Source organism: Marinobacter sp. B-12 (assembly GCF_056857915.1).
Window position 1 is genome coordinate 30,825 of record NZ_JBSXOB010000046.1, and the last position, 20,149, is coordinate 50,973.

General features: G+C 52.9%; 15 protein-coding genes and 2 pseudogenes. 15 read left to right on the top strand and 2 right to left on the bottom strand.

Features of this window, described 5'->3' with window-relative positions:
* The first annotated feature begins 15 nt into the window (after positions 1–15).
* Positions 16–1,402, top strand: a pseudogene (gene tnpC, locus AC13D2_RS07630) (IS66 family transposase).
* Between the two features lie 259 nt (positions 1,403–1,661).
* On the opposite strand, the gene AC13D2_RS07635 reads toward tnpC, so the two are convergent.
* Complete coding sequence (locus tag AC13D2_RS07635; protein ID WP_482938417.1) at positions 1,662–2,228, bottom strand: LuxR C-terminal-related transcriptional regulator; 567 nt, start codon at positions 2,226–2,228, stop codon at positions 1,662–1,664.
* A gap of 120 nt (positions 2,229–2,348) precedes the next feature.
* On the opposite strand from AC13D2_RS07635, the gene AC13D2_RS07640 reads away from it, so the two are divergent.
* From AC13D2_RS07640 to AC13D2_RS07680, 9 genes are all read left to right on the top strand, one after another.
* Positions 2,349–3,521, top strand: a complete 1,173-nt coding sequence (locus AC13D2_RS07640) for an acetyl-CoA acetyltransferase (RefSeq protein ID WP_482938418.1) — start codon at positions 2,349–2,351, stop codon at positions 3,519–3,521.
* Between the two features lie 6 nt (positions 3,522–3,527).
* Positions 3,528–5,075 (top strand): class I adenylate-forming enzyme family protein, encoded by a 1,548-nt coding sequence (locus AC13D2_RS07645; protein ID WP_482938419.1) that lies wholly within the window; start codon positions 3,528–3,530, stop codon positions 5,073–5,075.
* Positions 5,072–6,217, top strand: a complete 1,146-nt coding sequence (locus tag AC13D2_RS07650) for a C4-dicarboxylate TRAP transporter substrate-binding protein (protein WP_339783001.1) — start codon at positions 5,072–5,074, stop codon at positions 6,215–6,217. The genes AC13D2_RS07645 and AC13D2_RS07650 overlap by 4 nt, the downstream gene beginning before the upstream one ends.
* Positions 6,218–6,251: 34 nt before the next feature.
* Positions 6,252–6,776: a TRAP transporter small permease gene (locus AC13D2_RS07655; protein ID WP_339783003.1), complete on the top strand. Its 525-nt coding sequence runs from the start codon at positions 6,252–6,254 to the stop codon at positions 6,774–6,776.
* A 14-nt stretch (positions 6,777–6,790) separates the two neighbouring features.
* Positions 6,791–8,107 (top strand): TRAP transporter large permease, encoded by a 1,317-nt coding sequence (locus AC13D2_RS07660; protein ID WP_482938420.1) that lies wholly within the window; start codon positions 6,791–6,793, stop codon positions 8,105–8,107.
* Positions 8,108–8,237: 130 nt separating this feature from the next.
* Positions 8,238–9,050, top strand: a complete 813-nt coding sequence (locus AC13D2_RS07665) for an SDR family NAD(P)-dependent oxidoreductase (RefSeq protein ID WP_482938421.1) — start codon at positions 8,238–8,240, stop codon at positions 9,048–9,050.
* A gap of 45 nt (positions 9,051–9,095) precedes the next feature.
* The gene (locus AC13D2_RS07670) at positions 9,096–9,563 is read left to right on the top strand and encodes a MaoC/PaaZ C-terminal domain-containing protein (protein ID WP_482938422.1); all 468 of its coding nucleotides are present in this window, start codon (positions 9,096–9,098) and stop codon (positions 9,561–9,563) included.
* A 57-nt stretch (positions 9,564–9,620) separates the two neighbouring features.
* Positions 9,621–10,796: a thiolase family protein gene (locus AC13D2_RS07675; protein WP_482938423.1), complete on the top strand. Its 1,176-nt coding sequence runs from the start codon at positions 9,621–9,623 to the stop codon at positions 10,794–10,796.
* 112 nt (positions 10,797–10,908) lie between these two features.
* On the top strand, positions 10,909–12,483 hold the full coding sequence (locus AC13D2_RS07680; protein WP_482938424.1) for an AMP-binding protein: 1,575 nt from the start codon (positions 10,909–10,911) through the stop codon (positions 12,481–12,483).
* A gap of 189 nt (positions 12,484–12,672) precedes the next feature.
* Here AC13D2_RS07680 and AC13D2_RS07685 read toward each other — a convergent pair.
* A pseudogene (locus AC13D2_RS07685) lies at positions 12,673–14,055 on the bottom strand (IS5 family transposase).
* Between the two features lie 325 nt (positions 14,056–14,380).
* Between AC13D2_RS07685 and AC13D2_RS07690 the strand changes: the two are divergent.
* From AC13D2_RS07690 to AC13D2_RS07710, 5 genes are all read left to right on the top strand, one after another.
* Positions 14,381–15,526, top strand: coding sequence for an acyl-CoA dehydrogenase family protein (locus AC13D2_RS07690; protein ID WP_339783017.1), 1,146 nt, complete (start codon positions 14,381–14,383; stop codon positions 15,524–15,526).
* A 38-nt stretch (positions 15,527–15,564) separates the two neighbouring features.
* A complete protein-coding gene (locus tag AC13D2_RS07695) occupies positions 15,565–16,353 on the top strand; it encodes an enoyl-CoA hydratase/isomerase family protein (protein WP_339783019.1) in 789 nt (262 codons plus the stop codon).
* Between the two features lie 40 nt (positions 16,354–16,393).
* Positions 16,394–17,170, top strand: coding sequence for an SDR family NAD(P)-dependent oxidoreductase (locus AC13D2_RS07700; protein WP_482938425.1), 777 nt, complete (start codon positions 16,394–16,396; stop codon positions 17,168–17,170).
* Between the two features lie 112 nt (positions 17,171–17,282).
* Positions 17,283–18,311 carry an MBL fold metallo-hydrolase gene (locus tag AC13D2_RS07705; RefSeq protein WP_482938426.1) on the top strand — a complete coding sequence of 343 codons (1,029 nt, stop codon included), beginning with the start codon at positions 17,283–17,285 and terminating at the stop codon, positions 18,309–18,311.
* A gap of 144 nt (positions 18,312–18,455) precedes the next feature.
* Positions 18,456–20,021 (top strand): class I adenylate-forming enzyme family protein, encoded by a 1,566-nt coding sequence (locus AC13D2_RS07710; RefSeq protein ID WP_339783027.1) that lies wholly within the window; start codon positions 18,456–18,458, stop codon positions 20,019–20,021.
* Positions 20,022–20,149: the final 128 nt, after the last annotated feature.

The following is a 20,149-nucleotide window of genomic DNA, read 5'->3' on the forward strand; positions in this document are numbered from 1 at the left end:
GGCATACTATTTTGTATGTCACAACGTCCCGATCTTAACCAACTCGCTGCCGATCAACTCCGTGCCCTGGCAACGGAGTTGATGGCGTCCCTGGACGCCAAAGAACAGGCACTGAAACTGAAAGATCGAACGCTGGTGCATTGCGATGCGGTCATCGAAAAGCTGACCCATGAGCTGGCGATACTGAAGCGCCACAAGTACGCCCAACGCAGCGAACAACTGGACGCTGTTCAGGGCAAGCTGCTGGACGAGCTGATCGACGGCGACCTGGCCGCCATTGAAGCGGAACTGGCTCAGCTTACCGAGGATGAAACATCGGCCAAACCGAAAAAGCAGCCCAAACGCGCAGCGTTGCCGCCCGAACTCCCCCGTACACTGATCCATCACGAACCTGAAAACACCCAATGCCGCTGCGGCTGCCAGCTCAAGCGCATAGGCGAAGACGTCAGTGAAAAGCTGGACTACGTGCCGGGCGAGTTTACGGTAGAGCGGCACATCCGTGGCAAATGGGCCTGTGAGCAGTGCGAAACCCTGATCCAGGCACCGGCGCCTCCACAGGTCATCAATAAAGGCATTCCCACCGCCGGATTACTCGCTCAGGTGCTGGTGGCCAAGTACTCGGATCATCTACCGCTATACCGTCAGGAGCGCATCTTCGGCTGTGCTGGCCTCGCCATCCCGCGCTCCACTCTGGCGGAGTGGGTAGGCGCTTGCGGTGTGCAGCTGCAACCACTGGTGAATGCTCTCCGAAATGCACTGCTGGAACACGGCGTTCTGCACGCCGATGAAACACCGGTCAGCATGCTGGCCCCGGGCAAGAAGAAAACTCACAAAGCCTACGTCTGGGCCTACTGCACCACACCATTCTCCGATCTGAAGGCCGTTGTTTACGACTTCGCTCCAACCTGGGCGGGAGAGCACACTCGAACCTTCCTGGAAGGCTGGCAAGGCAAACTGGTCTGTGACGATTACTCGGGCTACAAGGCGGGCTTCGGTAACGGCATTACTGAAATCGGTTGTCTGACTCATGCCCGGCGCAAGTTTTACGACCTGCATCAGGCGAACCAGAGTCAAATAGCGGAACAGGCCCTGGAGTATATTGGCCAGCTTTACCGGATCGAGCGAGAAGCCAAAGAGCTGCTGCCGGATAAACGACAATCCATCAGAAATGAAAAAGCCCGGCCCATTGCCGATGCCTTGCACCTATGGATGCTCGCGCACCGACAGAAAGTGCCGGATGGCTCCGGCACGGCCAGGGCCCTGGACTACAGTCTTAAACGCTGGACACGATCCGTATGCCTATCTGAAAGATGTTCTGACGAAACTGCCGACGCAGAAAAACAACGCCATTGATGAACTGCTACCGCACAACTGGAAGCCGGTGAGCATTGGCAAGATGTGATGGGCGGACGCTTACAGTTGGTTAGCCGAAGAGTCTCAGAATCAGTTCCAAAAATCAGCGATAAGACGGCCACCTGAAATCGCGTAAAAGTAGCAATTTCCATGAAAAGATATGTGTGCTTTAAAGCGGAGAGTCCGCCGTCAAAATAAGGGGTATTAGGCACTCTATGGAACTTCACTCTCTCTGGAGCAATATGGCATCTAGAATACTTGCTGTTTGTGGGGAGTGTAACTGTCTCTAGCCTTTTCCCGGACGTTTTTCAGACAGAAAGCACGATCTCAGAAACTAGCTCGGCAACATTCTTCACACCGAACTTATGCATCAGACTAGCACGATGTGCCTCTACGGTGCGATGGGAAATAGACAGTGTGGCTCCAATTTCGCGTGATGTAAGGCCATTGACAAGGTGATGTGCTACCTCGCGCTCTCGCGAGCTTATTTTTACGGAGCGATAGGATTTATTAATGATTTTTTCAAGACTCCAGACCATCAGGGAGAAAGGGTATTCCGGAGTGAGTGTCATCCCCTTTGCACGTGCCCAAAAAATCTCGCAACCTTTAGTCTGCATAAAGCGTTCATCCTCGTAATAATTATTGCCAGTTGCAAGCATTCGGGTTTCGCATTTTTCACCTATTTGTTTGAAATCTGCGATTGTTGGGTAAAGCCGCCGCACCGAATGGTTCAAGACTTCGTCCCGGCTATAACCGAACAAACGTTCCACTGCTTTGTTCACCTCAACGACACGCCGATGACGCACGATGATTTGTGCAACTGGCGACTCCTGAAACCCAAATACTGCCATCTTCTGCCCTACAGATGCGTTCATGAGTATGAAGTCCCTTTATCTAGAGAATTGGGTAAATATACGTATTAAATTACGTGTTTTGACCGATATTATCAAATTTCTAGTGTGGCATTCTGAGTATGAAACACTAAGGTGAAAAGAATGAGCACAGGAATATCCATTGTCGGCAGTGGCCACACAAAATTCGGACGTCTCCAAGATAACCTTGAAGAGCTAATCATTGCTGCGACGCGCGAGGCAGTCGAGGAGTCCGGCATCGATCCTGCCGATATCGATGCGGTTTTTTTGGGCCATTACAACTCAGGTTTGGTATCAGACGGATTTCCGTCTTCGTTGATTCATCAAGCATACCCACAGTTACGATTTAAGCCAGGAATGCGGGCAGAAAATGCCTGCGCATCTGGCTCAGCAGCAATTCATGCTGGGATCAACGCGATTCTGGCTGGTAAGGCACGTACCGTTTTGGTCGTCGGAGCTGAGAAGATGACCAGCCGCTCGACCTCCGAGGTGACGGCAGCTCTGGCTGGTGCGGGCTACCAAAATAATCCCGACGAGGCAGCTCTGAGTTTTCCGCAAGTGTTTGGCGTAGCAGTCCGCGAATACGAGGCGCGCTATACTAGCCCATTGGACGCGATGGCGCGAATCGCGGTCAAGAACCATGCAAATGCAATGGCCAACCCATTGGCACAGATGCACAAGGAATTTACCTTTGAGCATTGCAGCACAGTTTCCAGCTCCAACCCCGAGATTGCGAAGCCGCTGCGGCTGACAGACTGTTCGCTGATCACCGACGGCGCCGCTGCGTTGGTGTTGACAACCAACGAGAACTCCAAGAGCTTCCCGAGATCAGTCAGTATTCGCGCAGCTACGCACATTAGTGATTTTTTGCCGATGTCGAGTCGTGATTTCCTGGCCTTTGAGGGACCTGAGCAGGCATTAACTAAGGCGATTGGTTCCGCAGGCATTGCGCTGGAAAACATCGACTTCGCCGAAGTGCATGACTGTTTCACCATCGCTGAGCTATTGATCTACGAGGCGATGGGGTTGACGCCAAAAGGGCAAGGTGCACGTGCGCTTGAGGAGGGTATAGTTTATCGAGAAGGTGCCCTGCCAGTGAACCTGTCCGGAGGGCTCAAGGCTAAAGGTCATCCAGTGGGGGCTACGGGCGTCTCCATGTATGTGCAGGCCTATCGGCAGCTGACGGATCAGGCCGGAGACATACAGAAACCAGGTGCCAATCTGGGGCTGGTTTTCAACATGGGCGGGGCGGCAGTGGCCAACTATGCCTCAATACTAGAAGCGCAGAAGAGTTGAACCGAGATGAATATTTCACACTGGCTCTATCAAACAGCGTTGGCTCGTCCATCTACACCAGCGATTAGGTTCGGTACTGATCTGCACGCAACTTATGGTGAATTTGCACAGCGTAGTGCAGCTGTTGGGCATTATCTGGCCAACACGCTGAATATAGGTCGGGGTGATAGGGTCGCGTTATTTTTGCGCAACTGTCCAGAATATTTAGAAGTTTTGCACGCAGTTTTTTGGATCGGCGCTATCGCCGTGCCGATTAACTACAAACTGCATCCGCGTGAGGCCGCTTGGATTATTGGCAACGCTGACGCCAAGGCGGTGATAACTGAAACAGGCAAGGTTTATTCTGATGCAGATGAGTTGGACGGTGAGTGCATCGAACTGGGTATTATGGACGTTGAACTGGTAAATGTCTCGCAGAATGCACCGCCAGCGACTCCGCCGGTCGATGCGGACTCTGACGAAGTCGCTTGGTTGTTCTACACCTCCGGCACGACCGGCCGCCCCAAGGGCGTTATGTTGACCCACCGTAATCTCATAATGATGTCAATGTCCTATGCGCTCGACGTAGATACGGCATCACTAAAGGACAATTCACTTTACGCAGCACCTATGTCACACGGCGCAGGACTATACAATTTTCCAATCGTTCGCGCGGGGGGCTGCCATATCGTGCCAAAGTCCTGTGGGTTCAATCCTGCGGAAATAGCCGGGCTGGCGCGGGATTTGGGTAATCTGGTGTTCTTTGCCGCACCTACCATGGTCAAACGCCTGATCACTCATGCCATCGAAAGCGGGTATGACGGATCCGGCATCAAGACCATCATTTATGGTGGTGGCCCGATGTATCAGGCCGATATCGACGAGGCGCTGAGCCGGTTTGGGGGGCGTTTCGTCCATGCCTATGGTCAGGGTGAAAGTCCTATGACGATCACGGTGCTGCCCCGCGATCTTGTGGCTGATACCTCACATCCCAATGCCAGCGCTCGGCGCGCATCGGTCGGATTTGCGCAGGCCTGCGTACAGGTGCGGGTGGTGGACAAGGCTATGCAGGACATGGCGCCCGACGAGGTGGGCGAAGTTGTAGTCGCGGGCGATACGGTGATGAAAGGCTATTGGCGCAACGACGATGCAACCGCCAAGGCGATCGTGGACGGCTGGTTGTGTACCGGCGATCTTGGGGTGATGGATCGGGATGGGTTTCTGACCCTGACGGATCGCTCGAAGGACGTCATTATTTCTGGTGGTTCCAATATTTATCCCCGCGAGGTGGAAGAAACACTACTGGCCCATGACGCAGTTTTCGAAGCTTCGGTGATCGGGGTTCCGTGCGCTGAATGGGGTGAGGAAGTCGTCGCATTCGTGGTTCTGGGGGCTGGTGAAGTATGTGACACCGTCGAGCTTGACGCTTGGTGCAAGAGCCAGATGGCTTCGTTTAAGAAACCAAAGCAGTATCATTTTTTGCAAGAATTGCCCAAGAACAGTTACGGAAAAGTTCTAAAAACTAGCCTGCGAGAACGTGCAGAGCTACTCTCCAAAAAGAAACCGTCGGTGTGAGCTGGCAGGAAGAATCGAGCCTAAACAAACACAAGTATCGTCAAAGGGTAGGTATCTATATGAAGCGCAGGACATTTATACAATCAGGTGCAGCCGTCGCGGGTGCCTTGGCTATTGGGCAGCCATCTTTGTTGTGGGCGGCGAGATCTCTGAAATACGATAGTTATGTGTCCGAAACCTCCGGGCCGTCGTGGATAGCACGCTGGTATTTGGACGAACTTGAAAAGCGCACAAATGGCGAGATGAAAATCCGCCGCTACTGGTCGGGGTCGCTTAATAAGGTGGGCGAGCATCTTTCTGCAGTGCGTGCGGGGACGTCCGAAATTACTCTGATTTCTCCGGGCTATTATCAGTCTGAATTGCCGGTGACGCGCGGTCTGGATTGGTATTTCCGAATGAATCGTGCTGATGCGTTGCAAAAAGTTTGTCGTGACGTTTATGACCAGTTCGACCCACTGCGTGCCGAGTGGGAACAACGGCACAATTCAAAAGTTCTTTATTGGACGACCTGGAATTATGCGCCGATGGTTATGCGTGAGCCGATTGATTCCCTTGAAGAGCTCAAAGGGAAGCGAATCCGGGCCTATGGCGTTTCAGCTGACGTGATCGAGGCATTTGGCGGTACGGCGATTCCCATGATTGCGCCCGAGGTTTATCAGGCGCTTGAACGCGGCATAATCGATGGGGTCTGTGGGTTCGACTTCGTGTCGGCCGTTGCCTACAAGCTGCATGAAGCTGCGCCTTATTTCTACGATATCGGCGATGGCCCGCATGGGCCATCGCCGATAGTCATGAACAAGCGAGTTTATGACGGGCTGTCTGATGACGTACGCAAAGTGTCGGACGAAATCACGAAAGAAATTTATGATAGCAAGACCACTGCGATCTATGAGGAAGTATTGGCGGACTACGTCAAAATTGCAGAGTCCGAAGGTGCAATTTTGGGCACTATGTCGGACGACCAGAAAGCGCTGGCAAGAGAACGCGTGCAGCCTGCTCAGGTTAACCGCTGGCTAGAAGGTCCGGCGAAGAAAGCGGGTGTAGACGGTGAGAAAATGCAATCGCTGATTGACGAGGCGATTGCCAAACACGACCCCAAGGGTACGCTTCGGCGCCCCTACGAGATCAGTCAGGCATCCTAACGGATAGCGGAGACCACACAAAAAGAAGAATTGGATGATGCAGATTCTCAATAGGATTCTTAACCTCGTTTCCGACGTGCTTGGTGCGGTCTCCATGCTATTTTTGGCTTTTTTGATGCTCGGAATTACGCTGGATGTGATCGTGCGCGCGGTGATCGGCCGTCCGATTTCCGGTGTGTTTGAGTTCACTGAAATCGCTCTGGTGATGATGGTATTTCTGGGCGCTGGTTGGGCACAGCGAGGAGATTCACATATCCGCGTGACCGTGCTGATCGACAAGCTACCCAATACGACCCGAAGCCGGGTCGTTGGTATCGGCTGGGCGATGGGTGCGTTGGCCCTCCTTCTACTCGCAATCCCGTCAACGAGCGAAGCGATCTATTCCATTTCCATCTGGGAATTTCGCTGGGGTCAGGTAAAGATTCCGATTTGGTGGGTCAAAGCAAGTCTGGCGGCTGGCCTGTGGTTCGCCTTCATTCAGATGGCTGTCCAGTCCATCCAGTGCTTTTTCTTCGGCGAGCCGGAACAGCAAACGCGCGCAAAGGCCGGCATCACCTAACTCAAGGAAAAATGATGGATCTCTTCAGTCTTGCTCCGTATATCGCCGTGGCGCTGATCTTTCTTTTTATGGCATTTGGGGTGCCGGTTTTTGCCGCGCTGGCCTTAGCCGGGGCGGCAGGAATCATCATGGTCGAAGACCTGCCGGTTCTGATGTCCCGGCTCCAGTCGATATCCTATTCAACGACTGCTGTTTACACGCTAACGATCATTCCGCTGTTTATCCTTATGGGCAGTTTTGCGCAAGAGGCTGGGGTGGGGAGGAAACTGTTTGACGTCGCCAGACGATGGGTTGGTCACCTGCCCGGCGGCCTGGCCATGGCGGCGGTTCTGACCAGTGCGGGCTTTGCCGCGACATCGGGGTCCAGCGTAGCGACGGCGGCGACCGTTGGCTCGGTGGCGATCCCCGAAATGAAAAAAGCCGGATATGAGGGCAGCCTGTCGGCTGGTGCGGTGGCCGCAGGTGGCGTTCTTGGCGTTCTCATTCCGCCTAGCGTCCTGTTGATCTTCTATGCCGCGTTGACCGGAACTTCAGCGGGCGAAATGCTGGTTGCGGGCTTTTTGCCTGGCCTGCTGACGGCGGCCATGTTTATGATCGGGATCTATTTCATTGCCCGATGCACGGCGTCGGGCAAAGCAGTGACGCAACGCGCCACCTTAGGATCCGCTATACGCGAAACCCGTAAAGCATGGCAGGTGGTTGTGCTGTTTCTGGTGGTTATGGGCGGGATTTACATTGGTTTTGTGACTCCGACTGAAGCAGGCGCTGTAGGGGCTTTTGTTGCGCTTCTCATGTTGTTGGCGCGCCGGGCCTGTTGGCCGGGTATGACGGGTCGAATCATTGATAGTTTTCGCTCGACCATCAATACCACGGTGATGATCCTGTTCACCGTGGTGGGTGCGGCGATTTTCAGCTATTTCTTGACCCTGATCCAGGTACCTAACCAACTGGCAGAGTTGGTGGTGGAATCTGGTCTGCCGCCCTATCTGATCGTTGCAGCGCTATTGTTGGTTTTAGTGCCAATGGGCATGTTCCTGGATGCGTTCTCAATGCTGGTTATCACTATCCCGATCATGTTTCCCACGGTACAGGCGCTGGGGTTCGACGCAGTTTGGTTCGGCATCCTCGCCATCAAAATGTGCGAGATTGGTCTGATTTCACCACCAGTGGGGCTGAACGTTTATGTCATCGCCGGGATTGATCGGGATACGCCGTTGCTTGAGATATTCAAGGGAGCGTCCTGGTTTGTTTTGATGGAGTTTATTACGATCTCTATTCTCTTTGCATTTCCTGCAATATCTACATGGCTACCCCAGATAATGTCCTCATAACACGAAACAAGGGGAGATCCTATGCTTTCATTGGCCGACACTTGACCACTACACAAGATAAAACGCTAAAGAAGGGCGGATGAGCGCGTTTCGGGATCGACCAGATGCGCACCAACTAAGAGGGAAAGGCATGAAAGAACTCGAAGGGAAAGTGGCTTTGGTTGTTGGCGCCGGTTGCATCGCAGACGGCATCGGAAACGGGCGAGCCACCGCCATCACATTTGCCCGTGAGGGAGCGACGGTGATCTGCGCCGACATCGACGCAGAATCGGCCGAGAACACCGCCAGGATGATCCGTGACGAGGGATTGTTGGCCACCTCCGTCCACCTTGACATCACCGACGAGAACAGTGTGGCTCGCGTTGTCCAGGGTGTCATGGACGAGCACGGCCGAATCGATGTGCTGGACAACAACGTTGGCATCGCCTCTGTGGGCGGAGTGACGAGTCTTGACCCCGATGAATGGGACAGGGTGTTTCGCGTAAACGTCACGGGTGTATTTAACACCATGCGCCATGTCATTCCGCACATGGCGGATGCCGGCGGTGGGAGCATCGTCAATATATCGTCGGTCGCCAGCATCCGCTGGAGCGGCGTTCCCTACGCCAGCTATTACGCGAGTAAGGCAGCACTCAACCACTTGACCCGGACGACCGCCGCGGAGTTCGCATCAAGTCACGTGCGAGTCAATGCTGTCCTCCCGGGACTGATGAGGACGCCGATGGTCACTAACGTGCCTGGTCTGGCTGATGCATACTCCAGTGACGATGTCGAGGAGATGATGCGCACGCGGGACCGCCAGGTGCCAATGGGACACATGGGCGAGGCATGGGACGTAGCGAATGCCGCACTCTTTCTGGCCAGCGACCGGGCCAAATATGTTACCGGCCTTGAACTGGTTGTCGACGGAGGTATCACCTTAGGCATCGGCAAGGTCGGCTGATAATGTACTTTTGTATTGCCATTGCACAGGTGAGAGGTGGGCACTATGAGACCGGACGTTCCAACCCACGTGTTGTGCGGCGAGGACTTGAGCCCCGGCGACCGTGCTGAACTCGGCAGCTATACGATCAGCACGGACGAGCTGGTGGCATTCGCCCGTCAATGGGACCCGCAGTTCTTTCACGTCGATGAGGAGCGCGCCGTCACCGACGGATACTTCGGTGGCCTCATCGCCAGTGGCGTCCAGACCCTGGCCATCTATCAGCGTCTAATGGTTGACAGTTTGTTCCAGCATTGGGACCTGATTGGCGGGGCGGGGATCCGTGATCTTCAGTTCCGCAAGCCAGTACGCCCCGGTGACACCCTCACCGGAACTACTGTTATTACAGACGTCCAACTCCAGCCCGGTCGAGGTCGTGCACGGATTGATTACGGTGGCGAGTTGACCAACCAGCACGCCGAGCAGGTACTCGTCCTGACCACGTCGGCCTACCTTCGGATGCGCACCACATGATCGCCCCTGTATCGACACCACTGGCCACCGTCAAAACCCCCATCTCCGGAGAAACATATGATCACTCGTGAAGCCGTTATTGTCGAAGCCGTGCGAACCCCGGTTGGTAGGCGAGGGGGGATGCTGAGCCAGTGGCATCCCGCGGACCTGCTTGGCCACACTTTGCGCCATCTGGTCGATCGCAGCGGCGTGGAGCCGTCCACGATCGACGACGTTATCGCCGGGTGTGTACTGCAGCACGATCAGCAGTCCTCCAACATCGCCCGGCATGCCGTGCTCTCCGCAGGTTTGCCCGAGTCCGTGCCCGCGGTGACCGTGGACCGCCAGTGTGGCTCTGGCCAACAAGCGGTCAGCTTCGCTGCCCAGGGCGTGATGGCGGGCAGCTACGACCTGGTGATCGCCTGCGGGGTCGAGTCGATGTCGCAGGTGTCCATGCCCGCGGCGTTCCTGCCTGGTGCCCCCCTGGGCCCACAGTACGGTCCGCTTGAACTGGAACGTTACGACGGGCGGCTGATGGCGCAGGGGCCCAGCTCAGAGCTCATGAACGAACGCTTCGAGCTCACCCGTGAGGAACTCGACGCTTTCAGCGTTCGCAGCCACGAACGGGCTCTTGCCGCTACTCGGGCCGGCGCCTTTACTGAACAGATGGTCCCGATCACCGCCGATCCTCATGATCCCGACGGTACCCGCATCGCAGCCGACGAGGGCATTCGCGAGCATCCCGACCCCGACAAAATGGCCGGCCTGAAGACGGTCTTCGCAGAGGACGGTCGTACAACGGCCGCGAACGCGTCCCAGGTTAGCGACGGCGCTGCGGCTCTGCTGATCGCCGATCGCGCCTACGCGCAGCAGCATGGCCTTACGCCGCGCGCCCGCTTTCGTGCCATGTCGGCTGCTGCGGCGGACCCCATCATCCAGTTCACCGCGGTGCTCGACGCCACCCGCAAGGCGCTCGAGGTGGCAGAATTGGACGTTGAGGATATCGATCTGTTCGAGGTCAACGAGGCCTTCGCCGGCGTCCCCCTGATGTTTCAGCGCGAGTTCGGCATCCCCGACGACAAGCTCAACGTCAACGGCGGTTCGGTCGCGATCGGGCACCCGCTCGGATCCACCGGGGCCCGCATGCTCACCGATCTGTTGTGCGAGCTCGAACGCTCCGGTAAACGGTTTGGCCTGCAGACCATCTGCGAGGCCCACGGTACTGCCAATGCCACTATCATTGAACGGATCTGAGGGACTGGTTATGAACACCACCGAGCCAACTGACACCTGCGTGAGTCAGCCATAGCGACAAGACTCAAACCCATGAGCCTCAGGAAAGACGAGGCACTTTCGTTGGAGCCCAATGACGATGACCCAAAACACCCAGACCGGCGCGTCTAGCCTGCTGACGCTCAAACCGTTGTATACGAATGCCTTGCACAAGTACGCTGAGCGCATAGCAATCAACTGCGATGAGAACACCCTGAGTTACCGACAACTGCTTGATGAAGGCTGCAGATTCGCTCATGGCCTGTCTGCGGTCGGCGTAACGGCGAATGTGCGGGTCGCTCTGCTGATGTCGAATTGCCTGGAATACGCGGTGGCAGATCAGGGAATCATCCAGAGCGGAGGCGTCAAGGTTCCGCTTAACGACATGCTGGGCGAAAAAGAGATTCGCTATATTATAGCGGACTCGAACGCGCGGGTGCTCGTGGTCGGTCCGGCGTTCTTCGATATCGTTGTGCGCAATCGCGATGCCTGGCCGGAACTCGAAATTGTGATCGGCATTGCACCGGGCGCGGATTGCCCAGATGGCTTTGAGCCGTGGGAAGAGTTTGTCTCGGGACAACCAAAAACACCGCCTGATGTTGCCAGCGACCCCGCCGATCTTGCGGTCATTGCCTATACCGGCGGCACTACCGGCCAGCCCAAGGGTGTGATGCTTACACAGCAGAGTATGGTGCTCAATGTGTTATCCCACGTCGTCGAAATGGAGTTGCTCGACGACGAGCGCCTACTTCTGTGCTCGCCGCTACCCCACAGCGCCGGCTTCCTGATGCTCGCCGGACTGCTCAAGGGGGCGACACATTTCGTCGAAAGTAACTTCCTTCCGGAAATCGTCGTAAGGCGGATCGAGAACGACGGTGTTACGCTGACGTTCATGGTGCCGACGATGATCTATCGGCTTATCGACTGGATCGGCGATACGCGTTACAACTTGTCCTCTCTGCGCAGCATCCTCTACGGTGCTGCGCCGATCACCTTACCTCGGTTGCGCCAGGGTCTGGCGCTGTTCGGACCCGTATTCATGCAGATCTACGGCCAGACTGAGGCGCCCAATTTCATCACTCGGCTACGCCGCCAGGATCATCGCCCGGATGACGATACCGCCCATCGGTTGGCCAGCTGTGGGCAACCGGTAGCGATGGCCGAGGTGCGTATTGTCGACACCGACAACCGGACGCTTCCGGTGGGTGAGGTCGGGGAACTCGCTGCGCGCACGCCTTATACCATGGCGGGTTACCACGGCCTGCCGGATAAGACTGCCGAAACGCTCATCGACGGCTGGTTACATACCGGCGATGTCGCATACCAAGACGCCGACGGCTACGTGTATTTGCTGGACCGCAAGAAGGACATGATCATCTCAGGTGGCATGAACGTGTACACCAAGGAGGTGGAGGATGCTATTCACTCCTGTCCCGGTATAAGCCAAGTGGCAGTGGTCGGGCTGGAGGATGCGGACTGGGGAGAAGCGGTGACGGCATTTGTGGTGGCAGCCGACGGCGTGCGGCCCGCCGAAAGCGACGTGATTGAACATTGTCGGAGCGAACTGTCGAAATACAAGCGGCCTAAGGCCGTGTATTTCGTCGATACGTTACCGCTCACGGTCTACGGTAAACACGACAAGAAAGCACTGCGCAAACTGCGGCCATAATAGGTGCCGATTCATTATCAATGATGTCCAATACTTCCATATTTTGGACATCATTGTTGTCCGCGCCAGAGAGCAATTTTGAGCCTGTTTGCAGAAATTCATGTGCTTAGCTGCTGATCAGATATTTGGGTTCTACCCCCGTTAGCATCCAATAAGCTATAAATAGTCGACCCTGCAAAAGCGCTGTTTTCAGATGACCAGCAATTCACGGGTGTCGGTTGGTTCATGCGGCAACACGGATATTGACCATAAAATAGTCAATATCAGGCGTAAATACCGTCCATTTTCATAAGGCCAAAGAAGCTTGGCGAGCCTTTTCAGAACCTTTCTCAGGTTCAGGCCAACACCACACAGAACGGCGTGTATTTTGTCGCCAGCAAACCCTCTGAGGATGTTCCGGAATAACAGGCCGTCGCTTTTCAGGTGCCCGATGATCGGCTCGATACTGTTTCGTCGGTGTTGTTGATCAGGATGGGCCTTGCCGCGTCCTTGCCGCTTGCCGGTGATATGAATTTTCGAGAGATAGGTGCTCTCGCTGCCACGGTAACCCCGGTCTGCCAGCAGATGCTCTGGCATTTTTCTGGTGTGCAGGAGCACTCGCTTGAGCGCTGCGTCTACGGTGTGGCCATCGTAGGGATTGCCAGCCAGAGCTTGGCAATCCAGTACAAAGCCCTCTTTGGCTGTGGTCACCACGCTGACCTTGGAGCCGAACTCATAGCGGGTGCGAGCCTTGCCCGTGGCGATACACACCACATCCGGTTCATGTAGGCTGTACAGCCGGGGTTTAACGCTGCGGTCGCCATATTGGCTCAGCAACCGCAAGGCTTGGTAGAGCTTGTGGTTCAGGCGCTCAGATCGTTGCTCTATTGTGCGCTGGTCAATGATAGCCTCACAGACCCTGGCCAGATTCCGGTGCATCTGGCGCAGCACCCTGTGCATCCGCTTGAATTGCCGAGCGTGGGCATAGCGCCCCACCTGCCAGACCATGCCGGGTAAGCCCTTGCAGAAGGTTTGGCGAAATTTGATGCCTTCATCCTTGGCCAGATCAACCAGTTGCCGGTGGCAACGGCCTGCCAACCGCGCACCACTCGGGTAAGCAATCGCCTTGGGCATGACTGTGGTATCGATAACCGCAACTTTCAGGCTTTCAGGCGCAATGACACCGGCATCCTGGCCCAGAGCGACGCTCATTTTCAACAGCTCACGGGCCCCATCTTCACCAATGCGATGTCGGAACCGCATCATGGTGGTTTCATTCATGGGGAGCCGGTGTTGAAAGATCACTTCACCGCAAAAATGTTGCCAATAGGGGTTCTCTACCCAGCGATCCAGAACATCACGATCCGACAGTGCAAATATGTGTTTGAGCAGCTGTAAGCCCACATGCAGCCGGATGGGCAACCCCGGGCGACCGGATTCCACCGCATATAACTGGCCGAAGTGGTGTTCACAGCCGGTTTAGTCGATTCGCTTTCCCATCTGCACCAGTTCGTGCCGGGTATTGAGGATGTCTTCGAGGTAGGTTACCAGAAGATCTCGCTGTGTTGCCTGGCGCTTACAGAAGAACTTAATAACTATGACAAGCAGTTGACCACTACAGGTTACGCTTACGTTGTTCATAGATAGTGTCCACTAAAGAATAAGTGGACACTATCTTGAAGGCTTCGGCATCGGGCTCAAGATGGGTTAGCCGGACGGTTACCAACGAATCCTATGCGGTTGACGATGGCCGTATTATCGCTGATTTCGAGACTTAATCAGAGTCTCCCTAGCGCAATCTTATACCCCCGCTTTTGGGGGGGGTGCCTTCAAAAAAGATTAGATATAGTTTGAGCATATGCAGGGGGACCTAGACGGCCCCGAAGTTTTACTCATACAGAATGAGGAATGTAGCGTTATGACCATGATAATGACAGAAGACCTGAAATTGGCCACCGACGGTTTGAGAAAGGTTCTCGATAATGAAATTGAACCGAAATTGCGAGCTCATGGTGAAGGCTTCATTCCCAAGGACATGATGAAGGGTTTCATCAAAACATTGACAGAGTATGGGCTTATTAAAGCGCCTTTTCCCGAAGAATGGGGCGGATTGGGCATGGATTGGGTTACCCACCTGCGCTTGTGGGAAGAGGTAGGTGTTAGTGCAATAGATCTGGCACTGCCTATCCTGATCAATGTTTCCGGGGCAGATATGTTAATAAGAAATGCCCCAGACCCTATTAAAGAAAAGTATGTACCTGGCCTGCTGTCTGGCGACATCTTCGTTGGCATGGGTATATCTGAGCCTGACGTGGGGTCAGATGTGGCTGCAGCCAAAACGCGTGCGGTGCGTGATGGAGACCACTGGGTCATTAACGGAGAGAAAACCTGGATCTCTAACGGTGAGCATATGGATATCTTCATTTGCACATGCAAAACCGGCGAGGGTGAATTAACCCATATTCTCATGGATGTAAATACGCCGGGGATTGAGATTCGTGGTATCCCGAAAATGGCACTGAATGGCCAGTCAACGGCTCAGATTTTTCTCGCCGATGTGCGTGTTCCCGTGGAGAACACGATTGGGGAAATAGGTCAGGGGCTGAAAAATACTCTGGTGACCTTTGAACGCGCGCGTTGCCATATGGCCGCGTGGGGATACTCGCTTGCCCGCCGAGCCATGGAAGAGTCAGTCAAATACAGCCAAGTCCGCTCCCAGCACGGAAAGTTGATCGCTGGCCATCAGTTGATCGCAGACAAAATCGCTGACATGGCCACCAAGATCGACGCCGCCAGGTTACTAACGCTGAGAGCTGCTGAGATGATTGATCAGGATTTGCGGTGTGACAAAGAGTGCGCCATGGCTAAATGGTACAGCACGGAAATTGCGGTCAAAGCTTGTCGTGACGCGGTTCAGATTCATGGCGGTAATGGCGTGACTAAAGAATTCATCGTAGAGAGACTCGCCCGCGAAGCGATCATAGGGCCGATTCCTGATGGCACAACTGAAATTCAAAAACTTTTAATTGCTCGCTCACTCACTGGTATCCAAGCCTTCAGATAAGGGCCTGTGTGGGCAGCTTTAAGTTGTGAGGGAAATAAATGAAGAACAAACCATTACTATTTGAACAAATCGGACCGGTCGCTTGGATCACCCTTAGCCGCCCCGAGGCAATGAACGCCATTAACCTTGAGATGTTAGATGGGTTTGAAGAGCTGTTGCCGCAGATTGCGAATGATACTGCGATCAAGGTTCTCGTTCTAACAGGCAGTGGGCGAGCGTTTTGCGCAGGCGCTGACCTTAAAGAGATTTTAGGATCAGCCCATCTACCGGATGGAGAGGCAGATTTCATCGATCGATTGACGGATCGGGTATTGAACGTACTGCGGGACTTTCCTAAGCCGGTTATCGCTGCTTTGAACGGTATTACAATGGCAGGAGGGCTGGAGACAGCAATGTGCGCAGACATCGTCATTGCTGCGGATTCGGCCAAAATCGGTGATGCTCACGCCAACTTTGGAGTCTACCCAGGGGCGGGCGGTGCCGCTGTATTACCCCGAATTGTGCCCCTTAACGTTGCAAAGTATTTACTTTTTACGGGGGACACTCTATCCGCCGAAGAAATGAAAACTTATGGCTTCGTGAATCGCGTGGTTAGTATCGACTCCCTGCGAGATGAAGCACAGAAGCTAGCGGAGTTGATTGCCGAAAAAAGCCCAATAGCTCTGCAGCGAATGAAAGTGGTGGCGAACGCAACCGGTGATAAAGCCCGTAACGATGCTCTGGAGCATGAGCAGGTACTGTTTCGTCGTCATATGCGGTCTTACGACGCGGCAGAGGGAATTAGGGCTTTTGGTGAAAAGCGTAAGCCTCAATTTATGGGTTGCTGATCCGTACGAATCATTTAGAGCACAATAAAAGAGACAGATCATGAACTTAGAAAACAAAATTGTCGTTATTAGTGGTGGGACATCCGGTTTAGGGCTCGCAACAGCGCGCTACATGGTTCGGCAGAAAGGCGCGAAGGTTGCGTTGCTTGATATGAATCAAGATGCGGGGGCCGCGGCAGTTGAGGAACTAGGCGATGACAATGCGCTTTTTTGCCTCACTGACGTAACGTCCGAGGCAGACGTAGATAAGGCTGTTGAGGCCATCATGGTCAAGTTTGGGGCTATTCATGCGGATGTCAACGCCGCGGGTATTGTCGCGCCTGCAAAAATTCTGGACAGAGACGGCAAGGCTTCTTCGGTAGAGAATTTCAAGGCAGTAATTAATGTTAATTTAATCGGCCTTTATACCGTCATGGCAAAATGTGCCGAAAAAATGTCATTAAACGAACCTGATGAAAAAGGCGAGCGTGGAGTCATCGTTAATGTCTCCTCTGGTGCTGCCTGGGAAGGTCAGATTGGCCAGAGCGCCTATGGCGCCTCTAAATCGGGTGTGAATGGAATAAATATACCGGCGGCACGTGAGTTTGGAGCGCGGGGTATTCGAGTTAATTCGATTGCACCCGGAATGTTTGCGACCCCCATGGTTAACGCGCTAGACCCCAAGGTTAAAGATGCATTAATTGCCATGTGTGAAGCCCCCAAGCGCATGGGCGAAGTAGATGAGTTCGCGTCTACTTGTGCATTTCTTATTGAAAACAGCTATATGAATGGTCGTTACATTCGCCTCGACGCCGCTACTATTTTGCAGTCGAAATAACGGTTCAACGTATGTGTGCCCTTGTGCCCCTCGCGGGGGGCTTTTTTTGAGGAAGTTAGCGAGCACTCTTAACGTGAGCCGAAGGCGAGGCGTGAATGGTTTAGGTGAAAGTATGAAGAAACAAAAAATTCACGACATTAATACACCCGATTTTGGCGATTGGGTGGCGATTATTGATGGGTTACTTTGGACGCGAATTACGATACCTGCAAAACTAGACCATATAAATATCTATCTTATTAGGGATGTAGATGGTTGGTTCGTCATTGATACCGGGCCTGACTCGACTAGAAACCGCGGATTGTGGAAAGCTCTAGTACCGAACTTGCCCGATAAAGCAAGGCTGAGTGGGATTTTGGTAACTCACTCTCATCCGGATCATATCGGTTTAGCGGGTTGGTTGCAGGAGTATTACGATGTACCCCTTTATATTTCTGAAAAAGAATACGTACAAGCAAAAAGGGAACAAAAGCACCGCTCTTGTAGGGATTATGACGAGCTTAACAAGTTTTATGGCCGCATGGATGTTTCTACAGAAGAATTAGATACCCTGAAAAAAGCCTGGGCGTACATGGACCCTCTTTACGGGCCTCTTCCTGAAAATGTAAACATAGTACGCTCCGGCGATACTATGGATATAGGAGGCGAATCCTGGAACCTTTGGTCGGGGTCGGGGCATTCTATAGAACATCTATGTCTACAAAAAAGCTCCCGAGAAGTTTTAATTTCCGGTGATCAGGTTCTATCTAAAATAACACCCTACGTTGGCTTAAGTTACATGAGCCAGGAGGTCGATCCTCTGGGTGGTTGGTTAAGTAGTTTGACGGATATGCAGAAATGGATAAACCCGAACGCGCTGATTTTACCTGCTCACGATGATCTATTTTTCGACGGTATTAAAAGAGTTCGAGAAGTCATCGATCATCACCATAAGGTCTTGGACAAGCTTCTGAGTAGCCTTGTGCAATGGCGCACAGTTCATGACTTGAGTTGTGTTTTGGGGTGGGGCGAGAAGCGTGGGTTTGCACGTTGTTTGGCGCTTGAAGAAACCCTCGCTCATGCAACATACCTGGTTAATACAGGCAAGGTCATATGTGATGAATCAGACCCAGGAGGCGTTTTACACTACCGTTTAGCGTGAGCAGGTCATGGGGGTTCGCTCACTAATGTTCAAACATAGAAACATGTTAAGACCAGAAGTTAAGTCAAGATGATCAGAGATATACGAAATTCTAGCGTAGGTATAGGAAGATAAGAATAAAACTACTATCAAGAGGTGGAAGATATGAACATTAATTTTAGTAATCACATAGAATCACTTGCAAATCGATTTGGCGATCAAGAAGCAATCGTAAATATCGAGCGTAATCGAAGGTACACGTTTGCCGAGTTTCACCTTCTGTCTAATCGGATCGTGAATATGATGATGGCCACGTTGGGGCTGGGTATCGGTGACCGATTTGTTAACATACTGGATAATGACAATTTATCCTTGATTCATGCCCCCACTATTTTCAAGGGTGGTGCGACAGGTGCTTTTACCAACTTTCGGGACTCTGTTGACGAGCACACGTGGCAGATAGAAGCGGCTGGCGCCAAGGTGGCGTTTATAGAAACTGAGCTTCTTAAAACTCACTATGAAATGCTTAAGGAACGGAATGTTTCAATCGTAGTAATGGATAAACCTAAAGAACAGCTTGATGGCGTCCATTATTTTTGGGATTTGGTTGATAGTGCGCCCGATCATAATCCTGATGTCGAGCTTGATGATCGTGAGCATTGCGCCATTATTCGATTTACCGGGGGTACTACCGGTAAAGGCAAGCCAGCAATGTATAATATTGATAACTGGCTGAGCTGTCGTGATACCGCGTTTGCCTTTGACGACAAAGATATGTGGATTGCAGAGCCACGATGCATACATGTAGCTCCTATTAGCCACGGCAGCGGTATGCTGGTATTGCCAACGTTCTATTCGGGAGGATGTACGATAACTCAGAATAGTCCGGACTTGAATGCATACTGTGCCAATATTGAACATGAGAAGGCCACACTCACTTTCTTGGTGCCGACCATTCTTTACCGCTTGCTCGACATTGAGTCTGACTTAAGTTCCCTCAGATTTGTGGTGTACGGAGCAGCTCCCATGAGCTCGGGCAAACTCAAACAACTCCAGGCGAAGCTTGGAAATATATTTGTACAGGGCTACGGTTCTACCGAACACTTTGGTTTTGCCTCAAATATGAGCACCAAGCAGCACATCATTCATAACGAGGAGGATGAAGTTAGGTTGGGTTCTGCAGGTCAACCTACACCGAGTGTTGAGTGTATTATTGTTGACGAGAAAGGTAACAAACTTCCGAAAGGTGAGACCGGTGAGCTTTGGGTGCGTTCCCGCAGCATTTGTCTGGGATATCTTAACGCGCCAGAGTTGACTGCTGAAGAGTTTCAAAATGGATTCTGGAAGTCCGGAGACCTGGGTTATATGGACGATAACGGGTTCATTTATCTGGTTGACCGGAAAAAAGATATGATCATTTCCGGTGGTTTTAATATTTACGCCAATGAAGTTGAATCCGCACTCAATAGTCATCCCAGTGTATTGATGGCCGCAGTGGTTGGAATTCCTCATGAAGAGTGGGGAGAGGCTGTTCATGCCGAGGTTGTGTTGCGGGGTGATGAGAATGTAACTGAAGCAGAGCTAATCAGTCATGTCAAAAGCTTGATTGGAAGCTACAAGGCTCCTAAAACCATTCTGGTTGTTGAACAGGTTCCTACTAGTGTCGTCGGTAAAGTACTCCGGAGAAAAGTTCGTGAACAGTATTGGAAAAAAGGGCGTCAAATTTCCTGATTAAAGTGGGCATTTTTGGAATGTAATCGCCATAGCGCCAGTGATTAATATTGATGACCTGGGGCAATTAGTCTGTAGTTGCATAAAAGGTAGCTGCTAAAATATTTTTAGTCTGGAGCACATACAGT